The 18,208-nt window shown below is 66.1% G+C and carries 17 protein-coding genes; 12 read left to right on the top strand and 5 right to left on the bottom strand.

Features of this window, described 5'->3' with window-relative positions; translation table 11 throughout:
• Positions 1–66: 66 nt before the first annotated feature.
• From D2T30_RS14880 to D2T30_RS14895, 4 genes are all read left to right on the top strand, one after another.
• The gene (locus D2T30_RS14880; RefSeq protein WP_128209524.1) at positions 67–567 is read left to right on the top strand and encodes a cell wall hydrolase; all 501 of its coding nucleotides are present in this window, start codon (positions 67–69) and stop codon (positions 565–567) included.
• A gap of 229 nt (positions 568–796) precedes the next feature.
• Positions 797–1,498 (top strand): gluconate 2-dehydrogenase subunit 3 family protein, encoded by a 702-nt coding sequence (locus D2T30_RS14885; RefSeq protein WP_128184933.1) that lies wholly within the window; start codon positions 797–799, stop codon positions 1,496–1,498.
• A gap of 2 nt (positions 1,499–1,500) precedes the next feature.
• Positions 1,501–3,270: a GMC family oxidoreductase gene (locus D2T30_RS14890; protein ID WP_128209525.1), complete on the top strand. Its 1,770-nt coding sequence runs from the start codon at positions 1,501–1,503 to the stop codon at positions 3,268–3,270.
• An 11-nt stretch (positions 3,271–3,281) separates the two neighbouring features.
• Complete coding sequence (locus tag D2T30_RS14895) at positions 3,282–4,631, top strand: c-type cytochrome (RefSeq protein ID WP_128209526.1); 1,350 nt, start codon at positions 3,282–3,284, stop codon at positions 4,629–4,631.
• A gap of 134 nt (positions 4,632–4,765) precedes the next feature.
• Here D2T30_RS14895 and mmsB read toward each other — a convergent pair whose 3' ends face one another.
• The gene (gene mmsB / locus D2T30_RS14900) at positions 4,766–5,653 is read right to left on the bottom strand and encodes a 3-hydroxyisobutyrate dehydrogenase (RefSeq protein WP_128209527.1); all 888 of its coding nucleotides are present in this window, start codon (positions 5,651–5,653) and stop codon (positions 4,766–4,768) included.
• 108 nt (positions 5,654–5,761) lie between these two features.
• On the bottom strand, positions 5,762–6,676 hold the full coding sequence (locus D2T30_RS14905; RefSeq protein ID WP_128209528.1) for a LysR family transcriptional regulator: 915 nt from the start codon (positions 6,674–6,676) through the stop codon (positions 5,762–5,764).
• A gap of 209 nt (positions 6,677–6,885) precedes the next feature.
• Here D2T30_RS14905 and D2T30_RS14910 point away from each other — a divergent pair, with 209 nt between their 5' ends.
• The 6 genes from D2T30_RS14910 (at position 6,886) to D2T30_RS14935 (ending at position 13,159) form a co-directional block, all read left to right on the top strand.
• On the top strand, positions 6,886–8,100 hold the full coding sequence (locus D2T30_RS14910) for an ABC transporter substrate-binding protein (protein ID WP_128209529.1): 1,215 nt from the start codon (positions 6,886–6,888) through the stop codon (positions 8,098–8,100).
• Between the two features lie 7 nt (positions 8,101–8,107).
• Positions 8,108–8,890, top strand: a complete 783-nt coding sequence (locus tag D2T30_RS14915) for an ABC transporter ATP-binding protein (RefSeq protein WP_128184945.1) — start codon at positions 8,108–8,110, stop codon at positions 8,888–8,890.
• Positions 8,887–9,588 carry an ABC transporter ATP-binding protein gene (locus tag D2T30_RS14920; RefSeq protein ID WP_128209530.1) on the top strand — a complete coding sequence of 234 codons (702 nt, stop codon included), beginning with the start codon at positions 8,887–8,889 and terminating at the stop codon, positions 9,586–9,588. Before D2T30_RS14915 ends, D2T30_RS14920 begins: the two co-directional genes overlap by 4 nt.
• A 12-nt stretch (positions 9,589–9,600) precedes the next feature.
• On the top strand, positions 9,601–10,488 hold the full coding sequence (locus tag D2T30_RS14925; protein ID WP_128184949.1) for a branched-chain amino acid ABC transporter permease: 888 nt from the start codon (positions 9,601–9,603) through the stop codon (positions 10,486–10,488).
• A gap of 1 nt (position 10,489) precedes the next feature.
• Positions 10,490–11,491: a branched-chain amino acid ABC transporter permease gene (locus tag D2T30_RS14930; RefSeq protein WP_128184951.1), complete on the top strand. Its 1,002-nt coding sequence runs from the start codon at positions 10,490–10,492 to the stop codon at positions 11,489–11,491.
• An 81-nt stretch (positions 11,492–11,572) separates the two neighbouring features.
• Positions 11,573–13,159, top strand: a complete 1,587-nt coding sequence (locus tag D2T30_RS14935; protein ID WP_128209531.1) for a GMC family oxidoreductase — start codon at positions 11,573–11,575, stop codon at positions 13,157–13,159.
• Between the two features lie 9 nt (positions 13,160–13,168).
• Here D2T30_RS14935 and D2T30_RS14940 read toward each other — a convergent pair whose 3' ends face one another.
• From D2T30_RS14940 to D2T30_RS14950, 3 genes are read right to left on the bottom strand one after another with little or no spacing between them, the layout of a single operon-like run.
• Entirely contained in the window at positions 13,169–14,170 is a 1,002-nt protein-coding gene (locus D2T30_RS14940) for a zinc-binding dehydrogenase (RefSeq protein WP_128209532.1), read from the bottom strand.
• A gap of 9 nt (positions 14,171–14,179) precedes the next feature.
• Positions 14,180–14,698 (bottom strand): VOC family protein, encoded by a 519-nt coding sequence (locus D2T30_RS14945; RefSeq protein WP_128209533.1) that lies wholly within the window; start codon positions 14,696–14,698, stop codon positions 14,180–14,182.
• A 37-nt stretch (positions 14,699–14,735) separates the two neighbouring features.
• The gene (locus D2T30_RS14950) at positions 14,736–16,373 is read right to left on the bottom strand and encodes a GMC family oxidoreductase (protein ID WP_128209534.1); all 1,638 of its coding nucleotides are present in this window, start codon (positions 16,371–16,373) and stop codon (positions 14,736–14,738) included.
• 242 nt (positions 16,374–16,615) lie between these two features.
• Between D2T30_RS14950 and D2T30_RS14955 the strand changes: the two genes are divergently transcribed.
• Together D2T30_RS14955 and D2T30_RS14960 are read left to right on the top strand one after the other, a co-directional pair.
• A complete protein-coding gene (locus tag D2T30_RS14955) occupies positions 16,616–17,401 on the top strand; it encodes a 3-ketoacyl-ACP reductase (protein WP_128209535.1) in 786 nt (261 codons plus the stop codon).
• Position 17,402: 1 nt separating this feature from the next.
• Positions 17,403–18,194 carry a shikimate dehydrogenase family protein gene (locus tag D2T30_RS14960; protein WP_128209536.1) on the top strand — a complete coding sequence of 264 codons (792 nt, stop codon included), beginning with the start codon at positions 17,403–17,405 and terminating at the stop codon, positions 18,192–18,194.
• The last annotated feature ends 14 nt before the right edge of the window (positions 18,195–18,208 follow it).

The following is an 18,208-nucleotide window of genomic DNA, read 5'->3' on the forward strand; positions in this document are numbered from 1 at the left end:
GGGCGATCTTTGATACCCTTGTTTCCAACGAGGGCAAAATGCCCCGGGCAGCAGCACAGGCGAACCATGACATTCCCGATCCCGGCGTTGCGGACGGCGCTTTCCCTGACCACGGTGGTTTTCGCACTGGCGGGGTGTTCGCTTTTCCATCGGCATACCGAACAGGAATGCATGGAGCGGGCGATGTATTTCGAATCCAACCGCTCAAGCCGCGACGGGATGATCGCCGTTGGCAGCGTGGTGATGAACCGGGCACAGTCGGGCCGGTTCCCCGGCTCGGTCTGCGGTGTCGTCGGGCAGAAGGGCCAGTTCGCCCGGGGGATCATGTCGCAACGGATGCACTCTGACCCCAAGGTGCAGGAAGTGGCGCGCTCCGTGCTGAAAGGCGAGCGCCATCCGATGATCGGGAACGCGATGTTCTTCCATACCGCGGGCCACAGCTTTTCCTATGACAACATGCACTATGTCCTCGTGGCGGGGGGCAACGCCTTTTACGAAAAACGCGCCAGCAGTCTGGTGACGCAGCCGGTCCCGCCGCCAGCGATCGAGGGGGTGACGGGGCGCTGAATGCGGGGGCTGCCTGACGTAACGGCACGGAAGCACAACGGATTTCCGCCATGATCCGGCCCGACGGCCGGTGACCCTGCCGGCAGGAGGTGGGCCAAGACGAGGCCCAAATGCGCGCCCTGTCAGTGGCCCCCTGAAAACATGGGGAAAAACCAGCTTCAATTTGTCGCAGTTCGGGTCTAAGACAAAGGGGAATCTGTTACCAACCTCACAAGGCAGGCAATACAAGATGACCGATCTTCCCGGCTATCCAAGCCGCCGCAGCTTTCTGAAAGCATCTGCGGCCGGCGTGGCGATCGCGGGCGTGGCCGGCACCGCACAGGCGGAAGCGACCCCCCAGGCACCCCCCCTCGAAGCCTACGAGCCCGCCTATTTCACGCCCGAGGAATGGCAGTTCATCCTTGCCGCGACGGCCCGCCTCATCCCGTCCGAAGGCAATGGCCCCGGCGCGATCGAGACCCGCGTGCCGGTGTTCATCGACCTGCAGCTTGCCGATGACTACGGCCGCGCCGACGACTGGTACATGATGGGACCGCATGATCCCACGGCGGGCGCTGACCGCGGCTGGCAGACGCCGCTGAACCCGGCGCAGCTTTACCGCCAGGCGATCCCCGCCTTCAACGCCTGGTGCGAGGCGCAATACGGCAAGGCCTTCGCCGTGCTCGACACCGCGCAGCAGGACGCGGCGCTGACCGCCCTGCAGAAGGGCGACGCGGATCTGGGGGACGAACTGAAGATCTTCTTCGCCACCCTGCTCGCCAATACCAAGGAAGGCTATTTCGCCGATCCGATGTATGGCGGCAACCACGGCATGCAGGCCTGGGTCTATATCGGCTTTCCGGGCGCCCGGGCCGCCTATCGCGAATGGCCCACGCGCCACAACATCAAATATCCGCTCGGCCCCGTGTCGATCAAGGGCGAGAGGGCTTAATCATGGCACGTCAGGAAGCAAAGAAGGACGTGGTCATCGTCGGCCTCGGCTGGACCGGCTCGATCATGGGGATCGAACTGGCGCAGGAGGGACTGGAGATCGTCGCGCTGGAACGCGGCCGCGACCAGCACACCGTGCCCGAGTTCAAATATCCGAACCAGATCGATGAGCTGAAATACGGCGTCCGGTTCAAGAACATGCAGCACCCTGCCCAGCAGACGGTGACGGTGCGCCGCAATCTCGATGAAACCGCCCTGCCTTATCGTAACATGGGCTCCTTCCTGCCCGCAAACGGGGTGGGCGGCGCCGGCACGCACTGGAACGGCCATACATGGCGCCCGCAGGAGGTGGAATTCCATCTGCGCAGCTACATCCGCGACCGTTGGGGCGAACAGATCATCCCCGAGGACATGACCATCGCCGATTATCCGGTCAGCTATGCCGAACTCGAACCCTTCTTCACCCAGTTCGACAAGGTCGCCGGCATCTCGGGCTATGCGGGCAACCTGAACGGCCAGATCCGCGAAGGCGGCAACCCGTTCGAGGCGCCGCGCTCGGAAGACTATCCGATGCCGCCCCACCCCGCGACCTACGATTCGGCCAAATTCGGCGAGGCGGCCAGGGCACTCGGCTATCATCCCTTCACGATGCCCGCGGGCATTGCCTCGACGGCCTACACGAACCCCTACGGGATGCAGATGGGGCCGTGCAACTTCTGCGGCTTCTGCGAGCGCTACGGCTGCTATCAGTATTCCAAGGCCTCGCCGCAGACGGCCATTCTCGATGCGCTGAAACGCTACCCGAACTTCTCCTACCGGACCCATGCCGAGGTGCTGCGCGTCGAGAAATCGGCGGATGGCAAGACCGCGACCGGCGTGACCTATTTCGACGAGGCGACGCAGGAAGAGGTCTTCCAGCCCGCCGACATCGTCATCATGTCGAGCTATCAGCTCAACAACGTCCACCTGATGCTGGTCTCGGGCATCGGCCAGCCCTACGATCCGGCTACGGGCGAGGGCGTCACCGGCAAGAACTACGCCTATCAGATCACCGGCGGCACCACGCTCTTCTTCAAGGACGAAATCTTCAATCCGTTCGTCGGGCATGGCGCGAACGCCACCGTCATCGACGATTTCGGCATGAACCAGAACGATTTCGGCGCGCTCGGCTTCATCGGCGGATCGTATCTCTTCTCGGGCACCTTCAACGGCCAGCCGATCCGCTCGATGCCGCTGCCGACGGGCACAGCCGCCTGGGGCGCCGCCTGGAAGGAGGGCATCGGCGAATGGTATGGCCATTCCATGACCATCGCCACCCACGGCTCGGTCATGTCCTACCGCACCCACAGCCTCGACCTCGACCCGACCTACACGGACCGGCACGGCCGCCCGCTGATGCGGATGACCTATGACTGGAACGACAACGAGCTGAACATGGAGGCCTATCTGACGGGACAGATAGAGAAATTCGTCGATTTCCTCAAACCCGATGCCGTGGCCAGAGGGCACAAGCTCCCCGGCGCGCATTACGACGTGCGCCCCTATCAGTCGACCCACAACACCGGCGGCCACATCATGTCGGAAACCCCCGACACCGGCGTGGTGAACAAGTTCAGCCAGGTCTGGGGCATGCACAACGTCTTTGCCTGCGGTGCGGGGAATTTCGTGCAGAACACGCAGTATAACCCGACGGGCCTTGTCGGCGCGCTGGCCTATCACACGGCCCATGCGATCCGGACGCAATACCTGTCCAATCCGCGTCCGCTGGTGTGAGGAGCACGAAAATGGTCACATTCCTGCGTATCCTCGGCGGTCTCGTCATCCTCGGCGTGCTGGCGCTTCTGGCGTTCCTGTTCGTGCCGGTGCAGCGCACCGCCCCCACGGCGCAGCTTCCGGCGGACTGGACGCCCGCGCCCGGTCAGGGCGAATATGTCGCCATCGCCTCGGACTGCGTCGCCTGCCATACGGCGCCCGACGGCCAGCCCTTCGCCGGCGGCCGCGCGATCGTCAGCCCGATGGGCACCATCTGGTCGACCAATATCACGGCGGACAAGGAAACCGGCATCGGCAACTGGACGCTCGACGATTTCCGCGCGGCGATGGTCGACGGGGTTACCCCGGACGGCACCCATCTGTATCCGGCGATGCCCTATGAAAACTACCGCCTGATGACGGAAGAGGACATCCGCGCCCTCTACGACTACCTCATGCACGAGCTGCCGGCCGTTCACGCCGCGGCGCCGAAGACCGAACTGACCTTCCCCTTCAACCTGCGCTTCGGCATCCGGGCGTGGAACTGGCTCGCGCTGTCGCACGGGGCGGGCTTCAAGCCCGAAGGGCGGAGCGAGCTTGAAGATCGCGGCCAGTATCTGGTCGAAGGCCCGGCCCATTGCGCCGCCTGCCACAGCCCGCGCACCCGGTTCATGTCGCAAGACGGCATCCTCGCCACCGACAGGTCCTTCCTGACCGGCGGGGTGATCGACGGCTGGAACGCGCCCGCGCTGCGCGGCCCGGAGTCCGCCCCGCAGAAATGGACCTTGGACGAACTCGCGACCTATCTCGCCACCGGCCGCAACGCCCATTCCACCGCGAACGGCGAGATGGGGCTGGTCGTCGAACATTCGCTGCAATACCTGACGGATCGCGACAATCTCGCCATCGCGGCCTTCCTGAAAGGCATCGACGGCGCGGCGGTCGAAGTGCCCGAAACCTTCGCCGCCATCACCGGCGCGCAGCCCCCGGCCGAGGCGGATGCCGCGGGCGCGGAAACCGAACGGCTACTGACCGAGGCATCGCCCGATATGCCGCTCGGCGCGCGGCTCTACCTCGACAACTGCTCCGCCTGTCACTTCGTCACGGGCAAGGGCGCGCCGGGGATCTTCCCGGAACTTCAGGCCAATGAGCTCGTGACGGGGTCGGAAACCAAGCCGCTGATCTCCATCATCCTGAACGGCGCCGAGGTGCAGGGCACGCAAAAGCGCCCGATGAATCTGGTGATGCAGGGCTATGCCGACCGGCTGACCGATGGCGATGTGGCGGAACTGGCGAACTTCCTGCGCACCGCATGGGGCAACGATGCCGCCCCGGTCACCTCCGCGGATGTCGCCAAGGTCCGCGCCGAGGGCGTCCACTGACCCGGATGGGGGGCCTCCGCGCCCCCCATTCACACCCCGAAAGCGCCACAGGCCCGTCGTTTTTCCATAAATATCCCGGGGGAGTCCGAAGGACGGGGGCAGCGCCCCCTCTTCGCTCTCCACCCGCGACAGCCTCAGGCATCGCGCGCCGCGGGATCTTGCAGGAATCGGATGATCGCGGAAAAATCCTCGCCGCCATAGCCGGCCCCGGCGAAGGCTTCGTAAAGCCGTGCCGCATGGGCGCCCAGAGGAATGCTGGCCCCGGACGCTTCCGCCGCCGCCCGCGCCAGACGCAGATCCTTGAGCATGAGCGCCGCGGCAAAGCCCGGACGGTAATCGCGGTTGGCGGGCGATGTGGGCACCGGACCCGGCACCGGACAATTCGTGTTCACCGCCCAACACTGCCCGGATGAGGTTGAAATCACGTCGAAAAGCGCCTGATCCTCCAGCCCCAGACGCGCGCCCATCGCAAAGGCCTCCGCCGCCCCGATCATCGAGATCCCCAGCAGCATGTTGTTGCACAGCTTCGCCGCCTGCCCCGCGCCCGCGCCACCGCAGGGGATGATCCGGCCCGCCATCGGTTGCAGGATCGGCGCGGCGGCGGCGAAAGCCTCGGGCGTCGCGCCGACCATGAAGCTCAGCGTGCCGGCCTCGGCCCCGACGGTGCCGCCCGAAACCGGCGCGTCCAGCGTCAGCCGCCCGTCCAGCAGCGCATGGGCCTTGCGGGCGCTGTCGACGTCGATGGTCGAGCTGTCGATGACGATCACGCCGGGGCCGGTCAGGCGGGCCAGCTCTTCCCACACCTGCAGGACCAGCGGGCCGCTCGGCAGCATGGTGATGACGGCATCCGCACCCGCGACCGCCTCGGCGATCGAGGCGGCGATGGTGACGCCGCGCCCGGCGGCGGCGGTGCGCGCCTCGGGCGACAGGTCGAAGCCGGTCACGTCATGCCCCGCTTTCACAAGGTTTCCGGCCATCGGCCCGCCCATGTTGCCAAGGCCGATGAAGGCGATCGTGGTCATGTCTTCCTCCCGTATGAAATGCCCGGTCCATGGCCGCCGTTCCGGGGTCGGAACGCCTCCTGCGGCGATGGCCGGGTCGCCCTTAGCCTATGGCGCGCGGGAAACGGGTCAAGCCGTTTCCCGCGTATCGTCCACCGGGATCAGCCGGTGACGGTGAAGCTCCATCCCGTCGCGGATCAGCTGGCTCACCTGCCGCACGATGGGCGATTGCCAGACATCGCGGTGGCAGGTCATCCAGTAGGTGCGCCGCAAGACCAGCTCGCCCGGCAGCACCGGCACCAGATGGGCAAGGCGCCGGGCCAGAAAACAGGGCAGGACCCCCAGCCCCGCGCCATCGGAAACCACGGCCAACTGGCTGAAGATGCTGGAGCTTTTGAAATTGCAGCGAATGCCCGGATGGACATCTTCGAGATAGTCGAGGCCGCGGGCGAAGATCATGTCCTCGATATAACCGATGAAGGGATGGGCCAGCAGATCGCCCCTTTCCCGGATCGGCGGGGCCTGCCGCAGATAGGTTTCCGATCCATAGACCCGCAGCATGTAATCGCCAAGCGCCTCGCTGTGATAGGGCGAGGCGGGCGTGGGGTCGAGCGCGATCATCAGATCCGCCTCGCGCCGCGACAGCGTGCCGACCTGCGGCAGCGTCACCAGTTCCAGCCAGAGGTTGGGGAACCGCTCCATCAGCCCCGCCCGCAGATGCTGGCAGAAGAAGCTGGCGAACCCCTCGGGCATCGAGATGCGGAACACCCCGCGATGGCCGGACACGGTGCCCGACATTTCCTCGCGCAGGCGCTCCGCCTCGCGTTCCATGCGTTCGGCGGCGGGCAGCATCCGGCGCCCCTGCGGGGTCAACTCGTAACCCCGCGCGGCGCGGTCGAACAGCCGCATCTTCATGCGCGCCTCGAGCCGGTCGATACGGCGCGCGACGGTCACGTGGCTGGTGCCGATCTGCCGCCCCGCCGCCGACAACTGGCGGAAGCGGGCCACGGCCAGAAAATACGGCAGGTCGTCCCAATCGAACATCTTTCCCCCCTGTCTGAACGTTTCTGAACAAGGCCTGTTCACAATTCGCCTTGGAAACAGGCTTGCCTGAACAGAATTTATCCGCAATCCTGAATTCGTCGGATCGGGGAGAGGAGCCCCGGCACGACTTCAAGACATATGATCGGGGTATTTCGCCCGACGGATGCGGCGACGTGTCCAGTCACATGCTTACCATCGGGGAGGATGGAATGCGCAGCTATTATCTTTCGACGGCGCTCGCGGGCGCCGCCATGGCTTTTGTCACCCTGCCGGCCGCGGCGCAGGGGATCAGCGACAACATCGTCAAGATCGGCATCCTGAACGACCAGTCCGGCGTCTATGCCGACTTCGGCGGCAAGAACAGCTATGAGGCCGCCCGGATGGCGGTCGAGGATTTCGGCGGCACGGTTCTGGATGTGCCAGTCCAGGTGGTCACCGCCGATCACCAGAACAAGGCCGACATCGCCTCGAACATCGCGCGGCAATGGTATGACACGCAGCAGGTCGACACGGTGATGGAGCTGACGACCTCTTCGGTGGGGCTGGCGGTTCAGGCGCTGTCGAAGGACGCGAAGAAGATCACTATCAACACCGGCGCGGCGACGACCGAACTGACCGGAGAGCAATGTTCCCCCTACGGGTTCCACTGGGTCTATGACACCCACATGCTGGCGGTCGGCACCGGCGGCGCGCTGGTCGAGGCGGGCGGCGAAAGCTGGTATTTCCTGACCGCCGATTATGCCTTCGGCTATTCGCTGGAAGAGAACACCGCGAATTTCGTCAAGGAAAAGGGCGGGACCGTGCTGGGGGCGGTGCGCCATCCGCTGGCGACCAACGACTTTTCCTCGTTCCTGTTGCAGGCGCAAAGCTCGGGCGCGCAGGTGATCGGGCTGGCGAATGCCGGGGCGGATACGCAGAACGCCATCAAACAGGCGGCGGAATTCGGCATCACGCAGGGCGGGCAGAAGCTGGCGGCGCTGCTGTTCACGCTGGCCGAGGTGCATGGGCTGGGGCTTGATGCCGCGCAGGGGCTGAACCTGACCGAGACCTTCTACTGGGACCGCACCGACGAAACCCGCGCCTTCGCCAAGCGGTTTCAGGAACGCACGGGCGCGATGCCGAACATGGTCCATGCCGGCACCTATTCGGCGGTGACCTCCTATCTGAAGGCGGTCGAGGCCGCGGGCACCGATGACAGCGACGCGGTGGCGGCCAAGCTGCGCGAGCTGCCCGTGCATGACGTCTTTGCCCCGAACGGCAGGGTTCAGGCCAACGGGCGGATGGTGACGGATGCCTATCTGATGCGGGTCAAGTCCCCGTCGGAATCCACGGCCCCCTATGACTATTACGAGATCGTGGCGACGATCCCCGGCGATCAGGCCTTTCTTCCCGCCGAGCAGTCCGGCTGCCCTCTGGTGGAATGAGGCCGTGATGAACGCCATTCCTGCCGCCGCGCCGGAAGAGCCGCGGGTGGTGCTGACCGCCCGCGGACTCGGCAAGGACTTCGCCGGGTTCACCGCCGTCAACAATGTCGATCTGGATGTGGAACATGCGCGGATCCACGCCCTGATCGGCCCGAATGGCGCCGGAAAAACCACTGTCTTCAACCTGATGACCAAGTTTCTTCAACCAACGCGGGGGCAGATCACCCTGCTTGGACAGGACATCACCAAAACCCGCCCGGACCGTATCGCGCGGATGGGGATGGTGCGGTCGTTCCAGATCTCGGCCGTGTTCCCGCATCTGACGGTGCTCGAAAACATCCGCGTCGCGTTGCAGCGTCCGAACCGGCTGGCCACGCAGTTCTGGCTGCCGCTGTCGGCGCTGGACCGGCTGAACGGCCGGGCCGAGGAACTGATCGAGACGTTCGGGCTGGCGGAATGGACCGACACCCGCGCGGCCGAATTGTCCTACGGGCGCAAGCGCGTGCTGGAAATCGCGACGACGCTGGCGCTCGATCCGCAGGTCCTGCTGCTGGATGAACCGCTGGCGGGCATGGGGCTGGAGGATGTGCGCATGGTCGCGGGCATCATCCGCGAACTCGGCAAGACGCGGGCGGTGCTGATGGTGGAACACAACCTGTCGGTCGTGGCCGACATCTGCGACCACATCACCGTCCTGCAACGGGGCGAGATCATCGCCAGCGGCAGCTATGCCACCGTCTCGCAGGATCCCCGCGTGCGCACCGCCTATATGGGGACGGAGGAACCATGAACCCGCTTCTTGAGGTCAGCGACCTGCAGGCCTGGTATGGCGAAAGCCATGTGCTGCACGGGGTGAACCTGCATGTGAACGAGGGCGAGACGATCTGCATCCTCGGCCGCAACGGCATGGGCAAGACGACGACGCTGCGCACCATCATGGGCATCCTGCGCAAGCGCCGCGGCACGATCCGCTTTGCCGGCGAGGACATGATGGGCGTGCCGCTGCACCGCTCGGCCCGCGCCGGGCTGGGCTTCGTGCCCGAGGAGCGGGGCATCTTCGCCTCGCTCACCGTCGACGAGAACATGACCCTGCCGCCGAAAGTGGCCGAGGGCGGCATGACGTCCGATGAGATCTACACGCTGTTTCCCAACCTGCTGGAACGGCGCGGATCGCAGGGCACCAAGCTTTCGGGCGGCGAACAGCAGATGCTGGCGATGGCGCGCATCCTGCGCACCGGCTGCCGCTGCATCCTTCTGGACGAACCGACCGAGGGTCTGGCCCCGGTCATCATCCAGCGCATCGGCGACGTGCTGCGCACGCTCAAGGCGCGGGGCATGACCGTGGTTCTGGTCGAACAGAACTTCCGTTTCGCCGAAAAGGTCGCCGACCGTTTCTACCTGATGGATCACGGGCAGATGGTCGAGGAATTCCCGACAGCCGATCTGCCACAGCACCGGGACGCGCTGCATCGCGCCCTGGGCGTATAGGGAGGGGACAGGATGACAACCATTCTCGGCGTGCCCTTGCAGGCGCTGCTCGGCCAGCTTCTGGTCGGGCTGATCAACGGATCCTTCTATGCGCTGCTCAGTCTCGGGCTTGCGGTGATCTTCGGTCTGCTCAGGGTCATCAACTTCGCCCACGGGGCGCAATACATGCTGGGGGCCTTTGCGGCGCTGCTGCTGCTGAAGGGGCTGGGGCTGAACTACTGGTTCGCGCTGGTGCTGGCGCCGGTGCTCGTCGGGCTGTTCGGCGCGGTGATCGAGCGGCTGTTCCTGTCGCGGCTCTACAAGCTCGACCCGCTTTACGGGCTGTTGTTCACCTTCGGTCTGGCTTTGACGATCGAGGGGGTGTTCCGCTGGCTCTACGGGTCCTCGGGGCAGCCCTATTCGGTGCCGGAGCTGCTCAGGGGCACGGTCAATCTGGGCTTCATGTTCCTGCCCATCTATCGGGGCTGGGTGGTGATCGCCTCGCTTGTCGCCTGCCTTGTCGTCTGGTTCGTGATCGAGCGCACCAAGCTGGGCGCCTATCTGCGGGCCGCGACGGAAAACCCGGTGCTGGTGCAGGCCTTCGGGATCAACGTGCCGCTGCTGCTGACGCTGACCTATGCGCTTGGCGCGGCGCTGGCGGCATTCGCCGGGGTGCTGGCCGCACCGATCTATCAGGTCAGCCCGCTGATGGGGACGAACCTGATCATTGTGGTCTTCGCCGTGGTGGTCGTGGGGGGCATGGGCTCGATCCTCGGCGCGGTGTTCACCGGCTACATGCTGGGCATCGCCGAGGGGCTGACCAAGGTGTTCTTCCCCGAGGCCTCGAACATCGTGATCTTCGTCATCATGGCGATCGTCCTGTTGCTGCGCCCGGCCGGGCTTTTCGGAAAGGAGGCCTGACATGTCGGGTCATCACCCCACCACGCCGCTGACGCCGACCGCGCGGCCCCATTCCGCGGCCGCGGTGATCCGCAAGGGTCTGCTGCTGGTCGTGCTGGTGCTTTTGCTGGCGGCGCCGTTTCTGGTCTATCCGATCTTCGCGATGAAGCTGTTGTGCTTCGCGCTGTTCGCGGCCTCGTTCAACCTGCTCCTGGGCTATACGGGCCTGCTCAGCTTTGGCCATGCCGCGTTTTTCGGCGGGGCGGCCTATTTCACCGCCCATGCGGCCAAGGTCTGGGGCCTGACGCCGGAGCTGGCGCTGGTCGTCGGCGTTGCCGGGGCCTCCGCGCTCGGTCTGGTGTTCGGGCTGCTGGCGATCCGCCGTCAGGGCATCTATTTCGCCATGATCACGCTGGCGCTGTCGCAGATGTTCTTCTTCTTCTGCCTTCAGGCCCGGTTCACGCATGGCGAGGACGGCATCCAGTCGGTGCCGCGCGGGGCGCTGTTCGGGCTGATAAACCTGTCTGGCAACTATGCGATGTATTACTTTGTTCTGGCGGTCTTTTTGATCGGTGTCGGGATCATCTACCGCTTCGTCAATTCGCCCTTCGGCATGATCCTGAAGTCGATCCGCGAGAACGAACAGCGCGCGGTGTCGCTTGGCCTGTCGGCGGCGCAATACAAGCTCGGTGCCTTCGTGATGTCGGCGGCGCTGGCGGGTCTGGCGGGCGGGCTCAAGGCGCTGGTCTTCCAGTTCGCCACGCTGACCGATGTCGGCTGGCAGATGTCGGGCGAGGTGATCCTGATGTCCCTGCTGGGCGGGATCGGCACGATCATCGGCCCGATGGTCGGCGCCGGTCTGGTGGTCACGCTGCAAAACGTGCTCGCCACGTCGGAATTCCCGGTGACGGTCATCACGGGCCTTGTCTTCATGGTCTGCGTGATGGTCTTCCGCCGCGGCATTCTGGGCGAGTTCTATGCCTCGCGCCTTGGCCGCAAGCTGGGCTTCGGCCTGCCCGGCTGATTTCTGACAGAACCGGGGGGCGGTTGTCCCCCGGACCTTTCGCCAGACGCCGCAGGCGTCGGAACAGAAGATGGCACCCCCATGGAACATTATGACTTCATCATCGTCGGCGCCGGCAGCGCGGGTTGCGTTCTGGCGGCCCGGCTGTCCGAGGATCCGCGCAACCGCGTGCTGCTGATCGAGGCGGGCAAGCGCGACAACTACCATTGGGTGCACATCCCCGTGGGCTATCTGTATTGCATCAACAACCCGCGCACCGACTGGTGCTTCAGCACCGAGCCGGAGCCCGGCCTGAACGGCCGCGCGCTGGCCTATCCGCGCGGCAAGGTGCTGGGGGGCTGCTCCTCGATCAACGGCATGATCTACATGCGCGGACAGGCGGCGGATTTCGACGGCTGGCGGCAGCTGGGCTGCACCGGCTGGGGCTGGGACGATGTGCTGCCGCTGTTCCGCGCGCAGGAGGATTTCTACGGCGGCGCCTCCGACATGCACGGCGCGGGTGGCCCGCTGCGGGTGGAAAAGGCGCGGGTGCGCTGGCAGGTGCTGGATGCCTTTCTGGAGGCCGCCGAACAGGCAGGCATTCCGCAGACGCCCGATTTCAACACCGGCACTAACGAAGGCGGCGGCTATTTCGATGTGACGCAGAAGAATGGCTTTCGTTTCAGCGCGGTGCGTGCCTTTCTTAATCCTGCGTTGAAACGGCCGAACCTGCGGGTGATGACCGAAACGCAGGTCGAGCGGCTGTCGATCGCCTCGGGCGAGGTGCAGGGTGTGATCGTCCACGGCCCGGCTGGACGGAGTGAAATTCGTGCCCTGCGCGAGGTGATCCTGTCGGCGGGTGCGATCGGCTCGCCGCATATCCTCGAACTGTCGGGGATCGGCGCGGGGGCGCAGCTTGCGGCGCTTGGCATCACCCCGGTGCTGGACCGCCGCGATGTCGGCGAGAACCTGCAGGACCATCTGCAATTGCGCATGATCTACAAGGTGACCGGCGTGCCCACCCTGAACGAAAAGGCTACGCGGCTGACGGGCAAGGCGCTGATCGGGCTGGAATATGCGCTGAAACGGTCGGGGCCGATGTCGATGGCGCCGTCGCAGGTGGGCATCTTCACCCGCTCCGGCCCGGAAAAGGCGACGCCCGATCTGGAATACCACCTGCAACCCGTCAGCCTCGACAAATTCGGCGAGGGGGTGCACCCGTTCCCGGCGATGACCGCTTCGGTCTGCAATCTGCGGCCGGAAAGCCGGGGCTCGGTCCATGCCCGGGTGTCGGATTTTCGCGCGGCCCCGGCGATCCGGCCGAACTATCTGTCGAGCCCCGCGGATACCGAGGTGGCGGCCCGCGCCATCAGCCTGACGCGGCACATCGCCTCGATGCCCGCGTTCATGAAATACCACCCCGAGGAATACCGCCCCGGCCCGGATTACCAGACGCGCGAGGATCTGGTCCGCGCGGCGGGCGAAATCGGCACGACGATCTTCCACCCCGTCGGCACCTGCCGGATGGGCACGGATGACGGCGCCGTGGTCGATCCGCAACTGCGGCTGCGCGGGATCGGCCGGTTGCGGATCGCCGATGCCTCGGTCATGCCGCGCATCACCTCGGGCAACACCAATGCGCCGACGATGATGATCGGGGAAAAGGCGGCGCGGATGATCCTTGGGTGACGAGGACCTTCAGCCTTCGACCCCCGACCAGTCCAGCACGATGAACGGCTCCGCGATGCGGCGCGCGGCGATGTCGGCATAGAGGGCCGCTGGATCGTCGGGCGCGCGGATCCGCACCAGACCGTCGAGCGGAATCCGCCCCTCGGCCAGCCAGCGCAGCGCCCGCTCGAACCCGCCGAAGATGCTGTGCGGCGCGTTGTTGTAGCCCCCGAGGAGTTCCTCCCACCGGAAATCGCGCCCGAGCAGCGGTAATTGCCATTCCCAGCCCGACCGCAGGGTGATGAGGCCGTTGAACACGACATCGAGCAGATCATGCGCCGAGATGTCGGTCAGCTTGCGCCACGGCACGCCGATCAGCACCGCCTCGCCGTCTCGGCGCAGCATCCGGCAGCCGTCGCGCACGGCGCCTTCATGCCCCGAACATTCGACGATCAGCGCCACCTTGCCGGGCAGCTCCGCATCGTCGAGCGGCATGGCCGCGCGCACGTCGGCAATGCCGCTTTGCTCCGCCATCGCCCGGCGACCGGGATCCGGGTCGACCACCGTGACCCGGTATCCGCCGATGCGGAACAGATGCGCCGCGAGGAAGCCGACAGGCCCCGCCCCGGTGACGATGACCGGATCGCCCGGCCGGGCGCGGGTGGTCATCAGTGTGGTCATCGACACGCCCATCAGCCGCGCGATCACCGCCGTTTCGGGGGCCATTCCGTCGGGCAGCGGCAGGGTCAGCGCGGCGGCATGGGTCTGCACCGAACGGTGCGGCCCCATGGCAAAGCGCAGCGCGCCCGGCCGGACGCCGGTGACGGCAGCGCCGACCTCGTCCACCCGGAACACCGCCGCATAGCCGGGACGGATGGGGAAATCGTCGCCATTCGCCCAGCCAAGCTCGGTCCCCTGACTGACGAGGGTGCACAGCGTCCGGCCGCGGATTTCATCCGGGGCGAGCGGCGCATCGGTGCAGGGCGCGAGCGTAAAGCTGTTGCGGGCGGGAAACAGGATCTCTTGCGGCATTCCGGCCCCCTATCCCCGCGCCTTCGGCGACCATTGCGGCGGACCACCGGCCCGTTCCGCGCCAAGCGGGCCGTCCATGCTGACGATTTCCAGAAACTGTCCCCACGGCGTGCGCAGATAGCACCATGTCAACCCCTCCATCGGCCCGGCGTCGACATAGGTCGGGCCATCGAAGACATCGACCCCGGCCGCGCGCAGGCGATCGGCGGCGGCAAGGCAATCGTCCACCTCGAAGGCGATGTGATAGCCGCCGGGCTGCGAGTTGCGTGGGACGGGGCTGTCGGCCTCGGGATCGCCCGCGTATTCGAAGATCTCGAGGTTCGCGCCGTTGCCCGCCCGCAGCACGCGGATGTCACGGATGCGGCTGGCCTCCGCCGCGCCCAGACGGCGCGCCATATAGGCGTCGTCCACCAGCAGCGGCCCGGTGGAGAGGCAGGTGACCGCGCCGAACAGGGTCTCGAAGAACGACACCGCCTGCGCCATGTCGGGCACGGTGAAGCCGACATGCTGAATTCCATGAACCTTCATCGGATGATCCTGTTGTCAAAGGGAAAGCCCGGCCCGATCAGGCCAGGACGGCTGCGCGATCCTGTGCGGCCTGCGGCACCTCGGCGGGTGCCGGCGCCTGCCGGCCCCGGATCAGATCCGCGGCCTTTTCGGCGATCATGATCGTTGCCGCATTGGTGTTGGCCGAGGGGATCAGCGGCATGACCGAGGCATCGGCGATCCGCAGCCCCGTCATGCTGCGCAGCCGCAGATCCGGCGTCACCACCGCCATGTCGTCATGCCCCATCCGGCAGGTTCCGACGGGATGGTGATCGGTCTTGGCCATGCGGCAGGCGTAATCGAACAGCGCCCCGGGGGTGTTGACCTCGGGTCCCGGCAGGGCCTCGCGCCGGATGTAGGGGCGCAGCGCGGGCTGGGCCAGAATCTCGCGCGCCATCCGCAGCCCTTCGAGCGACATTTCCAGATCATAGGGATCGGACCAGTAGTTCGGATCGATCAGCGGCGCGGCGGCCGGATCGGCCGAGGCCAGCCGCACCGTGCCCCGCGAGCGCGGCCGCATCAGCGCGGAATTGAGCGTGACGCCCGAGCCCGAGAGCGACACGATGCCCTTCTCGATCCCCGAGCCCTGACCGAAATGGAACTGCATGTCCGGCCATTCCGCCGCCGGATCGGCATACCAGAAACCGCCCGTTTCAAACAGGGAAGCCGTCACCGGACCGGATTTGAACAGCAGATATTGCAGCCCCGCCAGCGCCGAACGGTCGAGCCGCCGGACCGGATCGTAACTGTGCGGGCCGGTGCATTCCGCCAGCACGCACAGGTCGAGGTGATCTTGCAGGTTCTCCCCGACGCCGGGCAGATCGTGCCGCACCGGCAGGCCGGTGCCGCGCAGATGATCCGCCGGGCCGATGCCCGACAGCATCAGCAGACGCGGCGAGCCGATGGCCCCGGCGCTCAGCACCACCTCGCGCGCGGCGGGGATGAATTCGCCGGTGGCGGTTTCGATCCCGGTGGCGTGGGTGCCGTCCAGCCGGATGCGGGCGACCGTCAGGTCGGTGCGCACCGTCAGGTTCGGCCGCGCCGCCGCCGCGCGCAGATAGGCGACGGCGGTGGAGGACCGGCGCCGGTCGCGCTGCGTGAGTTGATAAAACCCCACCCCCGCCTGCGTCGCGCCGTTGAAATCCGGATTGTAGGGCATGCCCCATTCCTGTCCGGCGCGGATGAACGCCTCGCAGATCGGCAGGGCGCCCTTGGGGTTCGACACGCCAAGCGGGCCGTCCTCGCCGTGATAGGCGTTGAACAGGCGCTCATTGCCCTCGGCCCGGCGGAAATAGGGCAGGACATCGCGATAGGACCAGCCCTCGCAACCCGCCTCGGTTTCCCAGCGGTCGTAGTCGCGCCGGTTACCGCGCGCGTAGATCTGGGCGTTGATGCTGGACCCGCCGCCGATGACCCGCGCCTGCGTATACCACAGCACGCGGTCCCGCATGTGGCGCTGCGGCACAGTGGACCAGCCCCAGCTGCCGACGCCCCGCGTCATCCGCGCGAATCCCGCCGGCCAGTGATACAGGAAGGAACGGTCGCGCCCCCCTGCCTCGATCAGCAATACCGATGTTTCAGGATCTTCGGACAGCCGCGACGCCAGGACGCAACCCGCCGATCCTCCTCCCGCGACTATATAGTCGAAGCCGGTCATACACTCCTCCAGTATGTAACCAGTTCGTTATTTGCGCCACTATGGGGATCGGAAATGAAACGTCAAACGAAATCTTGCACCTGCCCATTACTCGGTGGTGTGTCGGCTCGGTGGATCACATAAATGTTGACCGGCCGCCTGTCCGTATGTAACTAACTAACTCGTTACTTTGTGAAGAGGGAGGCTTCATGAACGGACATTACCGCACGCCCCTGCGGCGCGCGACCGGGCGGACATAGCCCATGTCACCGGAAGCGAAAAGAAAGACATCCCCTGTCGCATTCGTGACCGGCTCCACACGGGGTATCGGGCTGGCGATCGCGACGGAACTGGGCCGCCGCGGCTTTTCGGTCGCGCTCAATGGCCGTGATGAGGGTGAGGCCATGACAGGCGCCCTCGACCAGCTGCATCGGGCCGGCATCCGGGCGATCGCCGCGGCGGGCGACATGTCGAAACCGGAAAACCACCGCCGTGTTCTTGACCGGATCGAGGATGACCTCGGGGCGATCGACTGTCTCGTGTGCAATGCCGGCGTGGGCCCCCTGCGGCGCACCGACCTTCTGGACGTTGCCGAGGACAGCTTTGACCATTGCCTTGCGTCCAATGCGCGCGGCCCGTTCTTTCTGGCGCAGGAATTCGCCCGGAGGGTCGGCGCGCGACAAGGGGGGCATCGGTCGCTCGTCTTCATCTCTTCGGCGAACGCCGAGGCGGCCTCGTTGAACAAGGCGGAATATTGCGTGTCCAAGGCCGCCGTCGCGATGGTCGCCAAGGTGTTCGCGATGAAGCTCTCGCCTCTCGGGGTGCAGGTCGTCGATGTCCGGCCGGGGATCATCCGCACGGATCTTTCCCGCCCGGTGCTGGCGGAATACGAACGGCGCATCCGCGAAGACGGGCTGACGCTGAGCCCGCGCATCGGCCTTCCCGAGGATATCGCCTGCACCGTCGCGGCGATCGCTGCGGGGGATCTGCCCTATCTGACCGGCGCCGTCCTGCCGGTTGACGGCGGCCTGTCCATGGCGAGGTTCTGACATGCAGATCAACGGGAAAACCGCCGTCTATCTGGTGCTCGGAAACCCGATCGCGCAGGTCAGATCGCCGGGCGTCTATACCGACTGGTGCCGGGAACGCGGCATCAACGCCGTTTTCGTCCCGTTCCAGCCCGCGGTCGAGGCCGGGGGCGAGGTCTTGAAGGCCTTGTCCCACGTGCCGAATCTGGCGGGCCTGATCGTCACCATTCCGTTCAAGCCCCTTGCCGCCGGACATTGCCGGACGCTCACGCAACGCGCCCGGGCGGCGGGGGCGGTGAACGTGATGCGCGCCAACGGCGACGGGACGTGGCATGGCGATGCGCTCGATGGTGTGGGCTGCGTCGCGGCGCTGCGCGGGCATGATGTCGCGATCCGGGGAAGCCACGTCCATGTCACCGGATCGGGCGGCGCGGGGGCCTCGGTCGCGGCGGCGCTGGCCGAAGCGGGCGCGGCGCGGCTGTCTGTCGAGGATCTGGTCCCCGAACGCGCGGCGGCGCTGGCCGGGCGTCTGCGGCAGACATTCCCCGGTCCGGATGTCCGCACCGGCCGGGACGGCGTGGAGACGGCCTCGATCATCGTCAACGCATCGCCCTCTGGCATGCAGGCGACGGATCCGTTGCCGCTGGCACCCGAGGTCTTCGCCCCCGGCAAGGTCTTCGTCGAGATGATCATGCAACCCGCATGCACCCCGATGATGGAACATGCCCGAGCGCGGGGCAGCCTCGTCCTGCCCGGCGCGGAGGTGCTGGAGGGGCAGAAACACGAAACACTGAGGTTCTTTGGCTTGTCTTGATGACCCCGAGCAGG

Origin of the sequence: Paenirhodobacter populi (assembly GCF_004022215.1) — a bacterium.
GTDB lineage: Bacteria > Pseudomonadota > Alphaproteobacteria > Rhodobacterales > Rhodobacteraceae > Rhodobacter > Rhodobacter populi.